Source organism: Paraburkholderia sp. J12 (assembly GCF_905220215.1).
Taxonomy (GTDB): Bacteria; Pseudomonadota; Gammaproteobacteria; order Burkholderiales; family Burkholderiaceae; genus Paraburkholderia.
The window spans coordinates 16,030-34,342 of sequence record NZ_CAJMZC010000020.1 but is presented as its reverse complement, the minus strand read 5'-3'; the positions used below and the strand labels follow the sequence as shown (position 1 = coordinate 34,342).

General features: G+C 65.2%; 19 protein-coding genes. 9 read left to right on the top strand and 10 right to left on the bottom strand.

What is annotated here, in order from left to right:
- The first annotated feature begins 69 nt into the window (after nt 1-69).
- The 6 genes from U5760_RS28660 to U5760_RS28635 all read left to right on the top strand — a co-directional run bounded on the left by U5760_RS28660 (nt 70) and on the right by U5760_RS28635 (nt 7,824).
- Nucleotides 70-2,958, top strand: coding sequence for a xanthine dehydrogenase family protein molybdopterin-binding subunit (locus U5760_RS28660; protein ID WP_322015692.1), 2,889 nt, complete (start codon nt 70-72; stop codon nt 2,956-2,958).
- Complete coding sequence (locus tag U5760_RS28655) at nt 2,955-3,599, top strand: (2Fe-2S)-binding protein (RefSeq protein ID WP_322015691.1); 645 nt, start codon at nt 2,955-2,957, stop codon at nt 3,597-3,599. The genes U5760_RS28660 and U5760_RS28655 overlap by 4 nt, the downstream gene beginning before the upstream one ends.
- Nucleotides 3,596-4,843, top strand: coding sequence for a cytochrome c (locus U5760_RS28650; RefSeq protein ID WP_322015690.1), 1,248 nt, complete (start codon nt 3,596-3,598; stop codon nt 4,841-4,843). The genes U5760_RS28655 and U5760_RS28650 overlap by 4 nt, the downstream gene beginning before the upstream one ends.
- An 82-nt stretch (nt 4,844-4,925) precedes the next feature.
- Nucleotides 4,926-5,306, top strand: coding sequence for a cupin domain-containing protein (locus U5760_RS28645; protein ID WP_322015689.1), 381 nt, complete (start codon nt 4,926-4,928; stop codon nt 5,304-5,306).
- 200 nt (nt 5,307-5,506) lie between these two features.
- Nucleotides 5,507-7,054, top strand: coding sequence for a nodulation protein NfeD (locus U5760_RS28640; protein ID WP_322015688.1), 1,548 nt, complete (start codon nt 5,507-5,509; stop codon nt 7,052-7,054).
- Complete coding sequence (locus U5760_RS28635) at nt 7,051-7,824, top strand: slipin family protein (RefSeq protein ID WP_322015687.1); 774 nt, start codon at nt 7,051-7,053, stop codon at nt 7,822-7,824. Before U5760_RS28640 ends, U5760_RS28635 begins: the two co-directional genes overlap by 4 nt.
- Nucleotides 7,825-7,867: 43 nt before the next feature.
- On the opposite strand, the gene U5760_RS28630 is transcribed toward U5760_RS28635, so the two are convergent.
- Nucleotides 7,868-8,755: a LysR family transcriptional regulator gene (locus tag U5760_RS28630; protein WP_322015686.1), complete on the bottom strand. Its 888-nt coding sequence runs from the start codon at nt 8,753-8,755 to the stop codon at nt 7,868-7,870.
- 136 nt (nt 8,756-8,891) lie between these two features.
- Here U5760_RS28630 and U5760_RS28625 point away from each other — a divergent pair, with 136 nt between their 5' ends.
- Nucleotides 8,892-9,887 carry a quinone oxidoreductase family protein gene (locus U5760_RS28625; RefSeq protein WP_322015685.1) on the top strand — a complete coding sequence of 332 codons (996 nt, stop codon included), beginning with the start codon at nt 8,892-8,894 and terminating at the stop codon, nt 9,885-9,887.
- A gap of 155 nt (nt 9,888-10,042) precedes the next feature.
- Here the strand turns inward: U5760_RS28625 and U5760_RS28620 are convergent, their stop codons facing one another.
- Entirely contained in the window at nt 10,043-12,286 is a 2,244-nt protein-coding gene (locus tag U5760_RS28620; RefSeq protein ID WP_322015684.1) for an NADP-dependent isocitrate dehydrogenase, read from the bottom strand.
- 504 nt (nt 12,287-12,790) lie between these two features.
- Between U5760_RS28620 and U5760_RS28615 the strand changes: the two genes are divergently transcribed.
- Entirely contained in the window at nt 12,791-13,207 is a 417-nt protein-coding gene (locus U5760_RS28615; protein WP_322015742.1) for a MarR family winged helix-turn-helix transcriptional regulator, read from the top strand.
- Nucleotides 13,208-13,265: 58 nt separating this feature from the next.
- Nucleotides 13,266-13,532 carry a hypothetical protein gene (locus tag U5760_RS28610; protein ID WP_322015683.1) on the top strand — a complete coding sequence of 89 codons (267 nt, stop codon included), beginning with the start codon at nt 13,266-13,268 and terminating at the stop codon, nt 13,530-13,532.
- Between the two features lie 70 nt (nt 13,533-13,602).
- Here the strand turns inward: U5760_RS28610 and U5760_RS28605 are convergent, their stop codons facing one another.
- The 8 genes from U5760_RS28605 to U5760_RS28570 form a co-directional block, all read right to left on the bottom strand.
- A complete protein-coding gene (locus tag U5760_RS28605; protein ID WP_322015682.1) occupies nt 13,603-14,661 on the bottom strand; it encodes a purine nucleoside permease in 1,059 nt (352 codons plus the stop codon).
- A 132-nt stretch (nt 14,662-14,793) separates the two neighbouring features.
- Nucleotides 14,794-15,174, bottom strand: a complete 381-nt coding sequence (locus tag U5760_RS28600; RefSeq protein ID WP_322015681.1) for a DUF3022 domain-containing protein — start codon at nt 15,172-15,174, stop codon at nt 14,794-14,796.
- Between the two features lie 41 nt (nt 15,175-15,215).
- Nucleotides 15,216-15,368, bottom strand: coding sequence for a DUF6496 domain-containing protein (locus tag U5760_RS28595; protein ID WP_322015680.1), 153 nt, complete (start codon nt 15,366-15,368; stop codon nt 15,216-15,218).
- Nucleotides 15,369-15,445: 77 nt separating this feature from the next.
- Nucleotides 15,446-15,934, bottom strand: coding sequence for a PRC-barrel domain-containing protein (locus tag U5760_RS28590; protein WP_322015679.1), 489 nt, complete (start codon nt 15,932-15,934; stop codon nt 15,446-15,448).
- Nucleotides 15,935-16,045: 111 nt separating this feature from the next.
- Nucleotides 16,046-16,339 carry a DUF1488 domain-containing protein gene (locus U5760_RS28585; protein ID WP_322015678.1) on the bottom strand — a complete coding sequence of 98 codons (294 nt, stop codon included), beginning with the start codon at nt 16,337-16,339 and terminating at the stop codon, nt 16,046-16,048.
- 35 nt (nt 16,340-16,374) lie between these two features.
- Complete coding sequence (locus U5760_RS28580) at nt 16,375-16,932, bottom strand: type 1 glutamine amidotransferase domain-containing protein (protein WP_322015677.1); 558 nt, start codon at nt 16,930-16,932, stop codon at nt 16,375-16,377.
- 44 nt (nt 16,933-16,976) lie between these two features.
- Entirely contained in the window at nt 16,977-17,528 is a 552-nt protein-coding gene (locus tag U5760_RS28575; protein ID WP_322015676.1) for a ferritin-like domain-containing protein, read from the bottom strand.
- A 394-nt stretch (nt 17,529-17,922) separates the two neighbouring features.
- A complete protein-coding gene (locus U5760_RS28570) occupies nt 17,923-18,309 on the bottom strand; it encodes an SRPBCC family protein (protein WP_322015675.1) in 387 nt (128 codons plus the stop codon).
- Nucleotides 18,310-18,313 lie beyond the last annotated feature (4 nt).

The window sequence follows — 18,313 nt, the reverse complement described above, 5'->3', positions numbered from 1 at the left end:
ATGCGCGCCGCTCCGGGCGATGCGACACCATCGCCTTCGTGAGTCGCGCACGCACCTGGAGGTCCCCTCATGAAGAACCACGGCCTGTCGCGGCGGGGTTTTCTCAAAGCCAGCATGCTGGCGGGCGTAGCCGTATATGTGGCGCCGATCGGCAGCCGCGCATTCGCTGCGCTCTTCGAAGAAAAACTCCTCACGCCAGTCAAATGGGATACCGCCACGGGCGCTCCCCAATTCCGTATCGACGGCATTGCCAAGGTCACGGGCTCGAAAATCTTCGCGCGCGACATCCGCGCGAGCGACATGCCCCACTGGCCGCAACAGCAGGCTCACGCGCTGATCCTGCGCGCCACCCAGGCCGACCGCCTCTATGATGGCTTCGACCTCACGGTGCTGGGCGACGACCTGAAGCCCGACCGCATCGTCACGGCCGACGACCTCGCCCGCGACGGCCTCGCGTTTCCGTCGTTCTACGGCGACGACATGCTGCTGCCCGCCGGCAAGACGCCCGCGTATCTGGGCCATGCCGTGGCGATTCTCATCTATCACGACTTCGCGCGCTTTCGCTTTGCGAAGAGCACGCTCAAATTCCGCGACGACGTGATCCGTTACGGCGCCGTGACGGGGCCGCTCGAACGCGATCCGTGGGGCACGTTCCGCTTCGTGCGCGTGGGCGGCAAGACACCCTACGACGACGACGTCTATTCGAGCCTCAAGGACGCGCCCATCTTCCCGAGCATGATGCGCAAGCACGAGCCGGTGTGGCCCGACGGCAACGAGCACGGCAAGCTGGACGAGCAGGGCATGGACTACGCCGGCCAGATCGCCGACGAACTCGATCACGCCGGCGCGGACTGGCTGGTATTCGAGCGCGAGTACAACACGCAGTCCATCGACACGTCCGCGCTCGAACCCGACAACGCGAACGGCTGGTACGACGCCGCCACGCAGTCGTTGCACATGGTGGTGCCCACACAATCGCCGCTCGAAGTGGCGGACGCGGCCGCGGGCATGGTCGCGAAGTGCCGCTTCCCGGTCAGGCAGATCTTTCTGCACCCGTGCTACACCGTGGGCTACGGCTCGAAAGACCACTGCAACGTGCCGTTCTACAGCCTCGTGGCCACGCTCTACGGCGACGGCCGGCCGGTGCGCTTCGCGAACGACCGCTACGAGCAGTTCCAGACCGCACTCAAGCGCCATGCGTTCAAGATGCGCTACCGCATCGCGGTCGATCGCAAGACAGGACTCCTGCAATCGTTCAAGGGCGACTTCGAGGCGAACGGCGGCGGCCGCTGCAACTTCTCGCCTTCGGTCGCGATGGTGGGCGCCACGGCGGCACAGTCGGTCTATTACTTCCCGAAGAACGACTTCGCCACGGTGGCGATTGCCTCGCGCGCGATCGACGCGGGCTCGGCGCGCGGCTACGGCACCTTGCAGAGCATGGCCGCAACCGAGATGGCCGTCGATGAAATCGCGGCGCAACTCGGCGTCGATCCGATCGACTTCCGCCTGAAGAACGCGCTGCGCTCGGGCATGAAGAACACCCAGGGCGCGATTCCGGCAGGGGCGATCCGCGTGGACGACGTGCTCGAACGCGCGAAGGCGCATCCGTTGTGGACGCAACGAGCGAAGCGCAAGGCCGAATACGAAGCCGCTAATCCGGGCAAGCGCTACGGCGTGGGTTTCGCGTGCGTGCAAAAGGATTTCGGCACGGGCGCCGAGGGCTCGCTCGCGAAGGTGGAGTTCGACGAGAACGGCACGATCACGCTCCATCACACGGGCGCCGAGATCGGCACGGGCATGTCCACCTCGCAGGCCGTGGCCGTGGCGAAGTGGCTGGGCAAGCCTGCCGCCGGGATCCGCGTGGCCGTGACCGACTGGCCGGACCTGCCTGTGGTGACGAGCGGCGATCCGTACATCATGAGCCAGGCCGACCAGGACCACCTGAGCGCGAACCCGCGCTGGACCCCCAACATCGCTTCGCCCTCCAGCGCGACGAACTCCGCCTACTACTTCACGCACAGCACGCGTGAGGCCGCACGTGCGGTATTCCGCTACGGCCTGTGGCCTGCCGCGCTCTCGATCTGGGGGCAAGGCATCGGCGGAGGCCAGGCCGCGCCGTACGTCGTGCGCATCGAAGACGCGCGCTGGGTCGACGGCAAGCTCACCGCGACCGGGCTCGAGCCGCTGCCGCTCGAGCAGCTCGCGAAAGAGGCACACGCCATGGGCTTGCCTACCGGTGCGGTCGTACACGTGTTCAACCGCTGGCAATGGGCCGAAGCGGAGTTCGACGTGGGCGGCGGCACGGTGGAGCGGTTGCCGATCGACGGTCTTTCGCTGCGTTACGGCAGCGGCAAGGCAGCCGATGCGGGTACTGCGGCGTCCGGTGCGAAGCCGAACGCGACGGCCCCAGTCGCGATGGCGCCCGCCACACTGCCGCCCACGGCCAACGGCTACCGCGTGCTGGACCGCAAGCGCGTGTTCATCCCGCCGGTGAGCCGAAACAATGCCGCCGTGACCTACTACAGCGCGGTGGGCACGCTCGTCGAACTCGCCGTTCACGAAGCGACCGGCAAGGTGGAGCTGCTCACGCACCACTCGATCATGGAGTGCGGCAACCAGATTTCGCCGCAACTGGTCTCGGGCCAGTTGCAGGGGGGCCTCGCCATGGGCATCGGCCACGCACTGCACGAATATCTGCCGCTGTACGAAGACGGGCCCGGCAACGGCACCTGGAACTTCAATCGTTATCAGTTGCCGCGCGCCTCGGACGTGGCCGTGTGGACGCAAACCGGCGAAGTGCTGCCGCCGCTTTCCGAAACCGATCCGCCCAAGGGCATTGCCGAAGTGGTGATGATTCCCGTGGTGGGCGCGGTGGTGAACGGTGTCGCGCACGCCATCGGCCATCGCTTCACCGACCTGCCGGTGACCCCGCAAAAAATCCTGGAGGTGCTCGCATGACGCTCGCCCAATCCGCTGCTTCCGCGGCCAGCGCCAGCGCTGCTTCGGCCCCGGCTTCGTCTGCCGCTGCGCCCGTCGAACGCCCGCTCGTGCAATATCGCCCGAAGGCGCTGGCGCTCACCATCAACGGCAAGGCCGTCGGTCCCATGCAGGTGCCCGAGGGCCTCATGATGATCGAGTTCCTGCACGAGTATGCGGGCTTGACGGGCTCGCGCCTCGGCTGCGGGCAGGGCATCTGCCACGCGTGCGTGGTCATTCTCGACAAGCCCGATGGCACGAGCGAAGAGATGCGCTCCTGCATCACGGGCGCGCACTTCTTCAACGGCCGCTCGATCCGCACGATCGAAGGTCACGCGAAACGCAACGAAGCGGGCGAAGTGGTCGAACTCTCGCCGATCCAGCAGAAGTTTCTCGACCATTTCAGCTTCCAGTGCGGCTACTGTACGCCGGGCTTCGTGAACGCCGCCACGGTGCTGATCGAGCGGCTCAAGCGCCAGCCCGTCGCGAAGGCCGATGTGGAAAGCACCATCATGGAAGCGCTCGACAGCCATATCTGCCGCTGCACGGGTTATGTGCGCTACTACGAGGCCGTGAAGGACGTGGTGATGAACACGCCCGGTCTCGTGAAGGACGCGGCATGAAATACGCCTTCGCCCAACGCGTTGCACAGGGCATGCTGCTCGCCGCCTGTGCGCTGACACTTGCTGCCTGCGGGCGCGACGAATCTTCGTCGGATGCATCGGCGGCCTTCACGCCGACTCCGGAGCAGGTCGCACACGGCCGCTACCTCGCCAGGGCCGCCGATTGCGCCGCGTGCCACACGGCAAAGGACGGCGCACCGTTTGCGGGCGGCGTGAAGCTCGACTCGCCGTATGGCACGTTCTATGGCTCGAACATCACGCCCGACAAGGACCACGGCATCGGCAACTGGAGTGCTGAGGACTTCTACAAGGCGCTGCACGACGGCAACGCGCGCGGCAAGCACCTGTATCCCTCGATGCCGTACACGTCGTACCGGCAGCTGACGCGTGCCGATACCGATGCGATCTACGCGTATCTGATGAGCGTGCAGCCGGTTGCGGTGGCGAACCATCCGCATGACCTCAAGTTCCCGTACAACCTGCGCTTCGGCATGGCGTTGTGGGACACGGTGTTCCTGAAGGACACGCTGCCCGATGCGTCGACGGGGCAATCCGCCGACTGGCAGCGCGGGCGTTACCTCGCCAATGCGCTGGGCCATTGCGCCGAATGCCACACGCCGCGTAACGTGTTCGGCCAGCTCGAAGATGCGAAGCCGCTTTCGGGTGCCGCGCTCGGGCGCACGATCGCGCCGGACATCACGCCTGCGGGCCTCGCTTCGCGCGGCTGGACGGGGCACGACCTGCAGACGTTCTTCAGCGTTGGGATTGCGCCGCAGGGCTCTGCGTTTGGCGAGATGTATCCGGTGGTGCATCTGAGCACCCAGTACCTCACGAAGGACGATGTGCGCGCGCTGTCCGTCTATTTGCTGGGCGACACGCCGCCGGCGCCCCGGCCGGTGACGCCGGTTGCCGCCGATGCCGCCATGCTCGCGGCCGGGCGCTCGGTGTACCTCGCCGTGTGCGCGGGTTGCCACGGGCTCTCGGGCGAGGGCAAGCCGCACGTTGCCGTGGCGATGAACGGCAACTCGACGCTGCGGCAGGCCGATCCGCACAACCTGCTGGTGGCGATGCTGGACGGCATCGAGACGCAGAAGTTCGCGGGGCTCGAGGACATGCAGGCGATGCCGGCGTTTTCGTCCACGCTCAGCGACGAGGAGCTCGCGCAACTTGCGAATTACCTGCGCGCGACGTGGGGTGGGCAAGCGGCGAATGTGACTGCGCAGGATGTGAAGGCGTTGCGCTGAGGGGGAATATTGGCGCCTCCTGAAACGCTGCGATACTTGCAGCCTCGCACCACTTCAAACGAGACAACGAGGAGAGCAGGACATGGCAGGCATTTCGGATATCGTCGATATCGGCACGAAACAGAGCGAGCACTTCGAGGGCGAGCACTTCGAATATCGCGTCGCGCCGGAAAAGTTGATTGCCGGCGACCCGCTCCAGACGCTCACGCAGTGCTACACGAGCCCGTGCGGACAGTTCAGCACGGGCATCTGGGCGAGCACGCCGGGGCACTGGCGCGTGAACTATACCGAAATGGAATACTGCGAGATCCTCGAAGGTGTTTCCGTGATCCGCGACGAAGCCGGTGCCGCGAAGGAGCTGCGGACGGGCGACCGCTTCGTGATTCCGTCGGGCTTCAAGGGCACGTGGGAAGTGGTGGAGTCCTGCCGCAAGATCTACGTCGCTTATGAAAAGGCGGCCTGACGAACGTGGCCTGAAGCGGGCCGTCCACGCCGCCGACTGCGGCGCCCACCCTCGCCATACCTGACCACCCTGCACCTGCGCCGCGCCATGCTGCGGCGCAGCGCTGCGGGGCGCCGGTTCGCGCTTTGTTCAGAAAGCGCCTAATCTTTGAATATCGGGGCTATGCCCTATGCCCTTTTACGCGCCGTCTGGACGTTTCGATGCGCGTTCATCGTCCTTCGCACGAGCCGGCGCTGCCGCCGGCTCATCCGCATCATCCGCTGCCGGCGCGGGTCGCCCGCGCCGCGCTGTTCGCGGTGTTGCTGGTCGTTTGCGTGGCTGCGGCCGCGCCACGGCTCGCCGTGGGCATGCCTTCCGGCGCCACGTCTTCCCCCGTGATCGTCATGACCGTCAACGGTGCGATTGGTCCCGCGAGCGCGGATTTCATCATCCGCACGCTCGCGCGCGCGGCGAACCAGCGCGCGCCGCTCGCGATCATCCAGCTCGATACGCCGGGCGGACTCGATACGTCGATGCGGCAGATCATCAAGGCCATCCTCGCCTCGCCGGTGCCGGTGGCCGCTTTCGTGGCGCCGGGCGGCGCGCGCGCCGCGAGTGCGGGCACCTATATCGTCTACGCGAGCCATATTGCGGCGATGGCGCCCGGCACCAACCTGGGCGCGGCGTCGCCGGTGCAACTCGGGGTCGGCGGGGGAGCGGTCCCGGGCGGTGCGGGGCCAACCGGGCCAACCGGGCCAGCGGGATCCGCCGGACCCGCCTCCGGCGCGCAGCCGGCCGCGCAACCCACCGATTCCGCCTCGACCGAGGCGCGCAAGGTCATGCACGATTCCGCGGCCTATATCCGCGGCCTCGCGCAACTGCGCGGCCGTAACGCCGGGTGGGCGGAGCGCGCGGTGCGCGAAGCGGTGAGCCTTTCGGCCAGCGAGGCGCGCGACCAGCACGTGATCGACCTGATCGCGGCAAGCCCTGCCGATCTCGCGCGTCAGCTCGATGGCCGCGTCGTGACGACCGCGGCCGGCCCAGTCACGCTTGCGACCGCGCATGCGCCGCTCGCCTACGTGGAGCCCGACTGGCGCAATCGTCTGCTCTCGATCATCGCCGACCCGAACGTCGCGCTGATCCTGCTCACCGTGGGCATGTATGCGCTTTTCTTCGAGTTTGCCAATCCGGGATTCGTGCTGTCCGGCGTGGCCGGCGCGATCTGCCTGCTCGTCGGGCTCTTCGCCATGCAGCTCCTGCCGGTCAACTATGCGGGGCTCGGCCTCGTGGTGTTCGGGCTCGCGTGCCTGATCGCCGAGGCGTTTCTGCCCACCTTCGGCGTGCTCGGCTTCGGCGGCATCGTGGCGTTTGCGATCGGCGCGCTCATGCTGATCGATACCGACGTGCCGGGCTATGGCATTCCCTTGCCGCTCGTCGCGGGGCTCGCGCTGGGCGGCGCGCTCTTCGTCGCGCTGGTGTCGAGCGTGGCGCTGCGCGCGCGGCGGCGTCCGGTCGTGAGCGGGGCCGAAGCCATGCTCGGCAGCGTGGGCGAAGTGATCGACGAAGGCTTGCAGGCCGATGGGCGGCAAGGCGGCACGGATCGTGCGCGCACGGCTACGGGGTGGGCGCGCGTGCACGGGGAGCGCTGGCGCGTGGCCTGCGATGCGCCGCTTGCGGCGGGTCGGCACGTTCGCGTGACCGGACGCAGCGGACTCACGCTCACGGTCACGCCGCTCGACGAAGCACACCCACAAGGAGAACCCTCATGATCGGCTTCACGTTCGGTTTTACGGGCCTGTTGGTGGTGCTCGCGGTGTTCCTCATCGTTTCGGCGATCCGCATTTTCCGCGAGTACGAGCGCGGCGTGGTGTTCATGCTGGGCCGCTTCTGGAAGGTCAAGGGGCCGGGGCTCGTGCTGATCATTCCCGTCGTTCAGCAGGTCGTGCGGATCGATCTGCGCACCGTCGTATTCGACGTACCGTCCCAGGACGTGATCACGCGCGACAACGTTTCGGTGAAGGTCAACGCCGTGGTTTATTTCCGCGTCGTCGATCCGGAGCGGGCGGTGATTCAGGTCGCCCGCTATTTCGAAGCGACCAGCCAGCTTGCGCAAACCACGCTGCGCGCGGTGCTGGGCAAGCACGATCTGGATGCGCTGCTGGCGGAGCGCGAGCAACTGAATGCCGATATCCAGAAGACGCTCGACGCCCAGACCGACGCGTGGGGCATCAAGGTATCGACGGTGGAGATCAAGCACGTCGATCTGAACGAGACGATGATCCGCGCGATTGCGCGCCAGGCCGAGGCCGAACGCGAACGCCGCGCGAAGGTGATCCACGCGGAAGGCGAATTGCAGGCTTCGGAGAAGCTGTTGCAGGCCGCGCAGCGGCTCGCCCAGCAGCCTCAGGCGATGCAGCTGCGCTACCTGCAGACGCTCACCACCATCGCCGCGGACAAGAACTCGACCATCGTTTTTCCGCTGCCGGTCGATCTGCTGACTGAGCTGCTGGACCGGCTGGGGCCGCCGCGCGGGCGCTGAGCGGTGGCGTTCGGTGCAGGCGGCATTCGTTGCGCAATCAACATTACGGGCGCGAGAAGGCCGCGACGAGATAGTCGATGAATACTCTCACCCGCATCGGTACCCGTCGACCGGCGGGATAAACGAGATTGATGGCCAGCGGTTCGGGCTGCAGGTCCGGAAGCAGCACCCGCACCGCCCCGGAGCGGATCTCCTCGGCAAAGAGCCAGTAAGGTGCTTGAGAAATGCCGAGGCCAGACAGCACGGCGGCGCGTATGTGCTCGGCGTCGCCGGTGAGGAGCGAGCCGTGCGGAACATAAGACACGGTGTCCTGCCCGGTCCTGAGCGACCAGGGATAGCGTTCACGGCCCCGTGCAAAAACAATGCAGGCGTGCGAATCGAGGTCCGCGAGCCGGGCGGGCACGCCGTTCGCCGCGATATAACCGGGGCTCGCTACGAGAACGAACGTGGTTTCGGCGAGCTTTCTGGCGGTGAGCGAGGAATCCGCCAGAGTGCCGTGGCGCACGGCCAGATCGATGCCTTCCCCCACCAGATCGACCTGCCGCTCCGAGACCGACAGCTCCACCGCGACGTCGGGATACCGGCGGAAGAACTCCGGAAGCAGGGGCGTAATGCAGAGCCGTCCATGTGCGGGCGCGGTGCTGACCCGCACGAGCCCGCGCGGCGACAACTGCCGCGCGCCCACGGAAGACTCGAGCGCGTCGAAGTCTTCGATCAGCGGCCTCGCCGATTCGTAGAACGCCTGGCCCGCTTTCGTGATGACCACCTTGCGCGAAGTGCGCAGAACGAGCTGCGCGCCGAGATGCCGTTCCAGCGCGGCGATCTGCTTGCTCACCGCAGGCTGTCCAATGCCTTCCTCCCGCCCCACGGCGGAAAAACTGCCTCGCTCGACAAGGCGAACAAACAGGCGAATCGCGTCCAGGCGGTCCATAGGCGCTGACTCCATCAATTCCAGAATGGAATCGATGGTATGTCGGGAGACCGCGTTCCGGCAAATGGCGATCTTGCTTATGGTACGGGCTGTGCCATCACTGAAACGACTGAAGCGAGAGCAAAGGAGGCGATTCATGAAAGCGATCTGTGTGACAGCCAGCCGGGAACTGGAAGTGCGCGACATCCCGGCTCCCGACGAACCGGCGCCTGGCCACGTGCTGGTCGATATGGAGGCTTCGGCGATCAATCACGGCGACAAGACCTTCCTGAAGATGCCGGCGGTAGCGGGCACCCCGCCCATTACCGGGCGGCATGACGTGTGGGGCGCTTCGGGAGCGGGCAGGGTGGTCGCGGTGGGGGCCGGCGTTCCGCCGGAATATGCGGGCAGGCAGGTGGCGATCTACCGCGCGCTCGAGCGCAGCCCGTTGGGCGTGGGATTGTGGTCCGAACGAGCCCACGTGCCTCATACCTGTTGCCTGATTCTGCCTGAGCGGGTCCGTGCGAAGGACTATTGCGGGTCGCTCGTCAATGTCATCACGGCCTACGCGTTTCTCGAGGAAGTTGCCGAAGCGGGCCACAAGGGGGTGATCGTGACGGCCGGGAGTTCCGCAACCGGCTGTGCGCTGGCCGCGCTCGCACGTCGTAGAAAGCTGCCGGCGATTTTCCTCGTGCGCACGGAGGCCGCGCGTGAGGCGCTGGCCGGATGCGGTGCGGAGCATGTCGTCGTGACCCGCGAGGGTTTCGTCGAGACGCTCGAAGCGCTATCCGCCGAACTCGGAGCCACGGCCGTATTCGACGGCGTGGGCGGCGACCTGTTGAGCCGCCTGGCGCCTGCTCTACCCGTGCAGTCGACGATCTCTTTTTACGGCTTTCTGGGCGGCGCCGTGCCGTTTTCGATGCAGTCCACGCTCTTCATGATGAAAGACCTGACCATGAAGCGATTCAGCAACTACGCCAGCAAGACCGTCGTGGACAAGGACAGGCTCGTGCGGGCGTTGCAGGCACTGGAAGGCGTGATCGACGATCCGATGTTCACCACGCGAATCGGCCAGGAATTCCGCTTCGATCAAATCGGGCAGGCCATGGCCTATGAATCGCGGCCGGGGGCGAAGGCCGTTCTGGTGGCGTAGGTGCGTTCGTTCGGTACTCGCGGGGAAGCTGATTCAAAATGAAAAGCCCTTGCGGTTTCTGACCGCAAGGGCTTTCGTACTGCTTCGATCCTTCGGCCCCGCACGCCCCCGGAGCCTGCGGGGCGTGACGACGCGAACCCGCTTATTTCGCGGCTTTACTTCGCGGCCGCTTCGAGCGCAGCGTTGAACGTCTTGCTCGGGCGCATGATTTCGGCGAGCTTCGCGAAATCCGGCTTGTAATAGCCGCCGATATCGACCGGCTTGCCCTGCACCGCGCTCAGTTCCGCAACGATAGTCTGCTCGTTTTCGGCCAGCGTCTTCGCGAGCGGCGCGAAGTGAGCGGCGAGTTCCGCGTCTTCCTTCTGCGCGGCCAGTTCCTGCGCCCAGTACATCGCGAGGTAGAACTGGCTGCCGCGGTTGTCCAGCTCGCCGGTCTTCGGCGACGGGCCCTTGTTGTTGTCGAGCAGCTTGCCGGTGGCGGCGTCGAGCGTCTTCGCGAGCAGCTTGGCGCGCGCGTTGTTCGTCTTGATGCCGAGGTCTTCCAGCGAGACGGCCAGCGCAAGGAATTCGCCGAGCGAGTCCCAGCGCAGGTGGTCTTCCTGAACCAGCTGCTGCACGTGCTTCGGTGCCGAACCGCCCGCGCCCGTTTCGTACATGCCGCCGCCCGCCATCAGCGGAACGATCGAAAGCATCTTCGCGCTCGTGCCCAGTTCCATGATCGGGAACAGGTCGGTCAGGTAGTCGCGCAGGATGTTGCCCGTGGCCGAGATCGTGTCCAGACCGCGGATCACGCGCTCGAGCGAGTAACGCATTGCGCGAACCTGCGACATGATGTGGATGTCGAGGCCGGTCGTGTCGTAGTCCTTGAGGTACGTTTCGACCTTCTTGATCAGCTCGTTCTCGTGCGGACGATACGGGTCAAGCCAGAACACCACCGGCATACCCGAGTTCTTCGCGCGCGTGACGGCGAGCTTGACCCAGTCGCGGATCGGCGCGTCCTTCACGAGACACATGCGCCAGATGTCGCCTTGCTCGACTTCCTGCGTGAGCGCTTCGAGCACTTCGCCCGTGGCGTTGTCGACGATGCGTGCCGTGCCGTCCTGCGGGATTTCGAAGGTCTTGTCGTGCGAACCGTACTCTTCGGCCTTCTGCGCCATCAGGCCGACGTTGGGCACCGTGCCCATCGTCTTCGGGTCGAATGCGCCGTTGGTCTTGCAGAAGTTGATGATTTCCTGGTAGATGCGCGCGAACGTGCTTTCCGGGATCAGGCACTTCGTGTCGGCCGGGCGGCCGTCGGCGCCCCACATCTTGCCGCCGGCGCGGATCATGGCGGGCATCGAGGCGTCGACGATCACGTCGTTCGGCGCGTGCAGGTTCGAGATGCCCTTGGCCGAATCGACCATGGCGAGCGCCGGACGGTGCTCGTGGCACGCGTGCAGGTCGCGGATCACTTCTTCGCGCTTCGACTCCGGCAGCGCTTCGATCTTCGTGTACAGATCGACCATGCCGTTGTTGACGTTCACGCCCAGCTCTTCGAAGAGCTTCGCGTGCTTTTCGAACGCTTCTTTGTAGAACACCTTGACCGCGTGGCCGAACACGATGGGGTGCGAAACCTTCATCATGGTGGCCTTCACGTGCAGTGAGAGCATGACGCCGGTCTTGCGCGCGTCTTCCATCTGCTCTTCGTAGAACGCCAGCAGGTGCTTCTTGCTCATGAACATGCTGTCCACGATCTCGCCGGCCTGCAGCTTGACCTTCGGCTTCAGCACGATCGTCTCGCCGCCCTTCGTGACGAGCTCCATGCGGACTTCGCGGTCGCGGTCGTTCGTGATCGACTTTTCGCCGTGATAGAAGTCGCCGTGCTTCATGTGCGCGACGTGAGTGCGCGACGCCATGCTCCACTCGCCCATGCTGTGCGGGTGCTTCTTCGCGTAGTTCTTCACGGCGAGCGGCGCGCGGCGGTCCGAGTTGCCTTCGCGCAGCACCGGGTTCACCGCGCTGCCGAGGCACCGGGAGTAGCGCTTCTGGATGGCCTTCTCTTCCTCGGTCTTCGGATCTTCCGGATAGTCGGGGATCTTGTAGCCCTTGCCCTGCAGCTCCTTGATCGCGGCGACGAGCTGCGGCACCGATGCGCTGATGTTCGGCAGCTTGATGATGTTGGTTTCCGGCAGCTGCGTGAGACGACCCAGTTCAGCCAGGTTGTCCGGCACGCGTTGTTCCTCGGTCAGGAACTCGGGGAATTCACCGAGGATGCGGCCCGCCACGGAAATATCGCTGGTCTCGACGTTCACGCCGGCCGGCGCAGCGAAGGTGCGGATGATCGGCAGAAACGCGCTGGTGGCAAGCAGCGGCGCTTCATCGGTCAGGGTATAGATGATGGTGGGTTGCTGGGTACTCATCGATCGGCTTCTTGGCGGGGTTCAAAAACGGGGTGGCGACACCACCGGCTGCGCGCAGTCGGCGAAACACCTGGATTTTGCCTGAATTTCAGGCGGGCAGGGGCCGAACTGTGCATGAATTTCATATTGTGGAAAGCGGTTGCGCGATATTGACAGGCGCGAAAGTTGGGCTATTTTCGGCCGTCCGTGCGACAGCGCCGTGAAAACGTCGCCGCGGCGAAACCCCGCCGGGCAAGGGCTGGCGGCGCGTTACGGGGGCACTGACCGCATCGTCGGGGTTTTCCTGATTGTTCCCTCTATTCTCTGTCAAGCTGGGAAAGACCCTTGTGAAAGGCCGTGGGAATGAGGCAGTCTTATATAAGAATTTTTCTTGGCGGCGGTCGGCAGGCAGCCGCTTTTCCTGGTCAATTAGTGGGGTATTCGATCTCGCGGATGCACGCCGCCGGCTTTCACAGGTTCGCGATAATGATTGCCTTGCTAATCAATTCGTGGTTTGATGACACCATGTTCGATCATTGCCTTTACTTCAACTCGTCTGCGCTGGCGCGGCTCGTGGAGCGCGAGTGGAGCGCCGCCTATGCGCCGTTCGGCCTGACGCCGGCGCAGGGCTTCGTGCTGCGCGTCGTGCTGGCGAAGCCCGGCTGCCTGGCGAGCGACGTCGCGCAGACGCTCGGCATCGCGCGGCCTACGGCCACGCGTCTCGTCGACAATCTGTGCGAGAAGCAACTGCTCGAGCGCCGCCAGGGTGAGGCGGACGGCCGCGAGTGGGGCCTGTTTCCGACCGATGAGGGCCTCGCGATCGACGGTCCGATCAATGGTGCGAGCGCCGATGTCGCTCGCAGGCTGAGGACGAAAGTGGGCACGGATCTGTTCGAATCGACGGTGACGGGCATGCGCAATATCCGCAAAGAACTCGCGTGACGGGTGGCGGCTTTTTTTTCGCTGAACGATTGTCTTGCTAATCATTTGAGGGGGGATGATGAACGATTCGACTTTGGCCTGTAGAGCAGAAGCAAAGGGGGCGTCGGGAGAAGGATGGCGCTGGGCGATTGGCTGCGCGATCTGTGCGCTGGCGGTGGGTGGTTTGACGGCGGCGATCGTGATGTTGCCGCGCGCCGCCGAGGCGAACCGGCACAACTGCATGGAAGCGCACGCCAGCGATCTGCACGCGGATCTTGCCGCCTTTTCGCAGGATCCGGTATGGCAGGTGGAATTCACGGAGGCGTTACAGGCTTGCTCGCGTTGAATGGCTCGTATGTGCTTATTCGCGAGCGGCGATCTAGGTGAATTTGTCAGGACTGCTTTGGAACTGGATGTTACTGCGAAGGAACGCCGTCACGCCAGTCGCTCCAGTGCGCAACGATGGCTTGCACGAGCGGATTGCCGGTGCGATAGAGGTTTTCCAGCGCGGGCGCGAAGCCGCCTTGAGCGGCGTAGTCGAGCAGGTTGTGTGCAGCCGTTTCGCCTGCGTACGGGCGGTCGAAATCGGAGCCGGCGCGCAGCACCGCCACGCGGTCGAGATCCGCACGATGCGCGGCGGCCGCGCGCTTGAGCGCCTCGAGAGTCGCGTTGTCTTCCTGCTGCGTCATGCAATACACGCCGTGGTTGGCCGTGAGCTGGCGGGTCCATTCGCTGGCTCGCGCGCCGAGCGCGGCGCCAGACCACCAGGTGTCGTCGGCCACGGAATCGCAGCGAATCACCGTGGGTGGGCGGTTCGCCGGGGCATAGCCGTACTTCGCGCGCGCGGCCTGCATCTCGGGGCTGTCGACAAGCGCGACGTGGCGGGTGAGCGCATAGGCCGCGTCGGTGAGGCGCGGATTCAGCCGGAAGACCTCGGTGCGGTAGTCGAGCGTGGGCGTTTCGGCCGGGCGCTTCGTGTTGATGCCCAGGTAGCCGGTGGGCCAGCCGGCCGGCCGCCCGTCGCTGTCGATCTCCCATTGCAGCCCGAAGTCCACCAGGTAGTCCGACCACGCCGCCGAGCCCAGCGTCCCCTGCTCGGGATTCACACCGGCAATCCCGGCGACGAGGAACCAGGTCTGGCGCAGGTCGAACTGCGGAGCGAATGCGAGCGCCATCGTGGAAGCGGCCGCGTTGGCGTGGCCCATGCCCGTCGTCATGACGCAGACAGCGTCGCGATTGCAGTGGACTACCGGGTAATCGGGCGAGAGGCCCGCAACGGGAATGGTGTCCCAGGGGCCGAGCCGGTCGAGCCAGGTCTTCGCCTCGGGGCCGAACATCGTGACGATCATGACCTTCACCGGCCGGGCGCCGGGTGCTTGCCCGAAAGCGGCGGCATCGCGGGTGGCGGGGAGCTGACTGGCCGAGCATCCGGCGAGCATCAGCGCCGCGCACAAGCTGACGAGGCGGCGAGGCATGCACGTTCTCCTTGTTGGTCGGGATCGGTCGGGACGTGGGCGGATGTTACCCGACAATCGAAGCGGGCATGCGCAGGATGTCGCCGCCGTCGTGCGACGGCGGGAGGGCTGAGGGAAAGTGAGACTGCGGAATCAATCCCTGCGATTGGCGGGATCGAAATCGGTATCGGCGAAGGTCAATTCGATCGCGCATTCGCCTTCCACCGAGGGCGGCGCCTGCAAGGCCTCGAATCGTTCGCGCACCTGTGCGCAGATGCGCTGCTGGATTTCGTGGCGGGCACGCGTGTCGAGGCGCGCATAGCGGTCGATCTGCGCGCGGGCGAAGCGTAGTGTCACGGAGCAGCGCGCGTCGAGCGTCGTGTCGCGATGCGATTCGACGACCCACGACAACTGCATGTAAAACGTGTCCCCTTCGTCGAGAGAGCTCACCGAAGGTGCCTTCGGCGAGCGGAACACCTCGGCGAGCGCAAGCTGGATTTCCTCGACGCGCTGATCGAAATCGAACGTGTTCATTCGTGTGTCTCGCGTGATGCGTGGTGGCACTCGTGGTGGCCCTACTTGCGGTGCTTCTTCGGAATCTTCGCGCCCGCCTTGCGCGCCTGGTTCAATGCAATCGCCACGGCCTGCTTCTGCGATTTCCCTTCCTTCATCTCGGTCTTGATGTTCTTCGAGATCGCTTCGCGCGATTTGCCTTTGCTGAGTGGCATGTCTGCCTCCGTTGCTTGAGGGCGGGCGGCGTCGAGCACGCACACCCGCCGTGTGGCGCGACGACGCCCACGTACGACTACATTTGCGAGCGGTCCGTACCGGGGCGCGTGTCGCGCGGGCTCAAGGTGTCGGGGTCGTCCCAGTAGGGATCGGCGCCGTAGTACTCGTGCAGCGTGGCGGCCCAGTCCGGGTCGGCCATGGTGGGCCACTGGTCCTTGTCGAAGCCCGGGGCGGCCTTCACGCGCTCGGCCGATACGTCGAGCAAAAAGCACTTGCGTGACGTGTCGAGCGTGAGCGCGCTCCACGGAATGGCCAGCAGCTTGTTGCCGATGCCGAGAAAGCCGCCGCTCGCAAGCACGGCATAGGCGACGCGGCCGCTCTGGACATCGAGCATGATGTCCTTGATCTTGCCGACTTCTTCGCCGTCCGAACTGAGGACGCGGTCGCTGTCGAGCGTGCTGGCGGCCATGATGTCGGGGCCGGGGCCCGCGGCGGTCGAATCGCCCTTGCCGACGATACGGGCGCCGGTGCCGCCGGGCGCTGGGGTGGGAGGAATCGGTGCCATGAAAATCTCCTTGCGTGTTCGTGCGGTCCCTGACTTTCGCTATCGAGACCATCCTCAGCGGCGCAACGATGCACGTGAGCGTGCGCCAGCCGCGGCGGCCTGTCATGCCTGTTATGGGTGTTGTTCCTGCTGCTCGATCATTCTCACGAATCCGCTATGCAGCGTGACGGCTGTCGCGCCGCTGCGTCCGAGCGCCTGCACGCAGAGGGATTCGATGCGCCGGCGATGGGCGCGAAAGGCGTCCAGCAACGCGCCCTCCAGCGACGAGTGCGCGCCGAAGTGGTCTTCGAGCGCCTCCGCAGTGATGGCGCACGCCACGGGCTTGCCATCGACGCGTGCGCCGAACCGGACCACGAGATTGGCGCCGTCGTAACGGGCTTCGTCATCGATGAACTGGACATTCATGCTGGACGCTCCGGCTAATCGAACAAGCCTCTGAATCAAGGGCGATGGTGACTGTGTTTGGCGATCTGCTCGATCAGCTTCTTGTTGAACGCCGGCAGATCGTTGGGCTTGCGGCTCGTGATGAAGTTGCCGTCTTCCACCACCTGGGCATCGACCCAGGTACCGCCCGCATTCCGGATATCGTCCTGAAGGCTCGGCCAGCTCGTCATCTTGTGTCCTTTCACGAGACCCGCCGAGATGGGCAACCACCCGCCGTGGCAGATCACGCCTATGGGCTTGCCCGCCTTGTTCACGGCGCGCACGAACTCCTGGGCCTCGGGCAGCAGCCGGATCGCATCGCCGTTGACTACGCCGCCGGGCAGCACGACCGCGTCGTACTCCTCGGGCCGCGCCTTGTCGAAGGTGACGTCGACCTCGACCGTGTGGCCCTTTTCTGTGTGCCGGAAACCCTGGATTCTGCCCGGCTTCGCGGAAACCACGTGCGCTTCGGCGCCGGCTTCCTGCAGCGCGCGTCTTGGCTCGAACAGCTCGGCCTGTTCGAAACCGTCTACGGCGAGTACCGCTACCTTGCAGCCTGCGAGTTTGCTGGACATTTCGTACTCCGTTGTAAATGGGTTAGAGATTGCAAGCATCACTCTCAGTGATTCTTGTCGCCAGGCAGGCCCGCGAGCAGGTCCGACAATTCTTCGGCGTGCTCTTCCTCCACCGCCAGGATGCTCTCCACCACGCGGCGCGACGTGGGATCCTTGTCGCCCAGGTACTGGACGATCTCGCGGTAACTGTCGATGGCAATGCGCTCCGCGACCAGGTCCTCGCGGATCATGCCAACCAGCGTGTCCGCTTCCACGTATTCCGCGTGGGCGCGCCTGCTCAGGGTGTCCGGCGCGAAGTTGGGCTCCCCGCCCAGTTGCACGATGCGCTCGGCGAGTTGATCCGCGTGCTGCTGCTCTTCGTTCGAGTGCTGGAGAAACTCGTCGGCAATGCTCTTCGACGAAATGCCGCGCGCCATGAAATGGTGACGGCGATAGCGCAGCACGCATACCAGCTCGGTCGCGAGTGCGTCGTTGAGCAGCTTCAGAACGGTCTCGCGATCGGCGTGATAACCCGCGGTGACGGCCCCTTCGTTAACGTGTTCGCGGGCGCGCTTGCGGATGGTCGCGACGTCGGTCATGGATGGCTTTGCGGACATGGACTCCTCCCTCGGTCAGGTTGATGTCGATCGTGCAGCGTGAGTGTGTGGTTGAACGCGGTTGCGCATTGCCTGTACCTGGCGCGCTGCGTCATCGGACGACCGTGCGTTCCCCGGAACGCTTTGCACACGTGTGGCGGCGCGCATTGGCCATGCCCGCAGAAGTGATTCGCGGGAGGCACGTGGCGTCGGTGCGACAAGAAGAGATAAGGGGATCTATTTAATGCAACTAACGGTCAGGCAAAACCTGCCGCTCCGAACGATCCGCCGTTCTGCCACGGCGATCCGAATTACCGTCGTTCTATTTTGTCCTGCAGGGAAGGGGGCAGACTGGAGCGTGCGCGAATGCGTCCACGGCGGGGGACTGCGCGATCAAAAGCGCCCCCAACGTCGCTCAACGCACATTACGCACAAGCGCCGCGCAACCGGCGTCCATGAGCGGCTCGACCACTTCGCGCCGCGCGTCCGGCAGGAAATCGCTGATCCAGACGACCCGGCACCGCCCGGCCGTATCCGGAAACACCTGAATCGACGCATGATGGTGTTCGAAGCGATCGCCGCAAACGGTATAGGCAATCCGCATTCGCGATTCGTCGATGGCGATCACACGCTCCTGCACCACGCTTGCGTTCGCAAACGTCACGGTGCGCAGGTCGCCGTCGATAACGGCGTCGACCAGCACGCCCGCAAACACGTTGCCGACATTGCCGGGATCGCGCAGCGCGTCCCACGCGCGAGCGGCATCGAGATTGAGCGTGAGCTCACGGACAACGGACGTCATGGCA

Excerpts from the sequence above, each read along its gene's own strand:
- U5760_RS28660 (WP_322015692.1), top strand. The coding sequence starts at position 70 with ATGAAGAACCACGGCCTGTCGCGGCGGGGTTTTCTCAAAGCCAGCATG.
- U5760_RS28655 (WP_322015691.1), top strand. The coding sequence starts at position 2,955 with ATGACGCTCGCCCAATCCGCTGCTTCCGCGGCCAGCGCCAGCGCTGCT.
- U5760_RS28650 (WP_322015690.1), top strand. The coding sequence starts at position 3,596 with ATGAAATACGCCTTCGCCCAACGCGTTGCACAGGGCATGCTGCTCGCC.
- U5760_RS28645 (WP_322015689.1), top strand. The coding sequence starts at position 4,926 with ATGGCAGGCATTTCGGATATCGTCGATATCGGCACGAAACAGAGCGAG.
- U5760_RS28640 (WP_322015688.1), top strand. The coding sequence starts at position 5,507 with ATGCGCGTTCATCGTCCTTCGCACGAGCCGGCGCTGCCGCCGGCTCAT.
- U5760_RS28635 (WP_322015687.1), top strand. The coding sequence starts at position 7,051 with ATGATCGGCTTCACGTTCGGTTTTACGGGCCTGTTGGTGGTGCTCGCG.
- U5760_RS28630 (WP_322015686.1), bottom strand. The coding sequence starts at position 8,755 with ATGGACCGCCTGGACGCGATTCGCCTGTTTGTTCGCCTTGTCGAGCGA.
- U5760_RS28625 (WP_322015685.1), top strand. The coding sequence starts at position 8,892 with ATGAAAGCGATCTGTGTGACAGCCAGCCGGGAACTGGAAGTGCGCGAC.
- U5760_RS28620 (WP_322015684.1), bottom strand. The coding sequence starts at position 12,286 with ATGAGTACCCAGCAACCCACCATCATCTATACCCTGACCGATGAAGCG.
- U5760_RS28615 (WP_322015742.1), top strand. The coding sequence starts at position 12,791 with ATGTTCGATCATTGCCTTTACTTCAACTCGTCTGCGCTGGCGCGGCTC.
- U5760_RS28610 (WP_322015683.1), top strand. The coding sequence starts at position 13,266 with ATGAACGATTCGACTTTGGCCTGTAGAGCAGAAGCAAAGGGGGCGTCG.
- U5760_RS28605 (WP_322015682.1), bottom strand. The coding sequence starts at position 14,661 with ATGCCTCGCCGCCTCGTCAGCTTGTGCGCGGCGCTGATGCTCGCCGGA.
- U5760_RS28600 (WP_322015681.1), bottom strand. The coding sequence starts at position 15,174 with ATGAACACGTTCGATTTCGATCAGCGCGTCGAGGAAATCCAGCTTGCG.
- U5760_RS28595 (WP_322015680.1), bottom strand. The coding sequence starts at position 15,368 with ATGCCACTCAGCAAAGGCAAATCGCGCGAAGCGATCTCGAAGAACATC.
- U5760_RS28590 (WP_322015679.1), bottom strand. The coding sequence starts at position 15,934 with ATGGCACCGATTCCTCCCACCCCAGCGCCCGGCGGCACCGGCGCCCGT.
- U5760_RS28585 (WP_322015678.1), bottom strand. The coding sequence starts at position 16,339 with ATGAATGTCCAGTTCATCGATGACGAAGCCCGTTACGACGGCGCCAAT.
- U5760_RS28580 (WP_322015677.1), bottom strand. The coding sequence starts at position 16,932 with ATGTCCAGCAAACTCGCAGGCTGCAAGGTAGCGGTACTCGCCGTAGAC.
- U5760_RS28575 (WP_322015676.1), bottom strand. The coding sequence starts at position 17,528 with ATGTCCGCAAAGCCATCCATGACCGACGTCGCGACCATCCGCAAGCGC.
- U5760_RS28570 (WP_322015675.1), bottom strand. The coding sequence starts at position 18,309 with ATGACGTCCGTTGTCCGTGAGCTCACGCTCAATCTCGATGCCGCTCGC.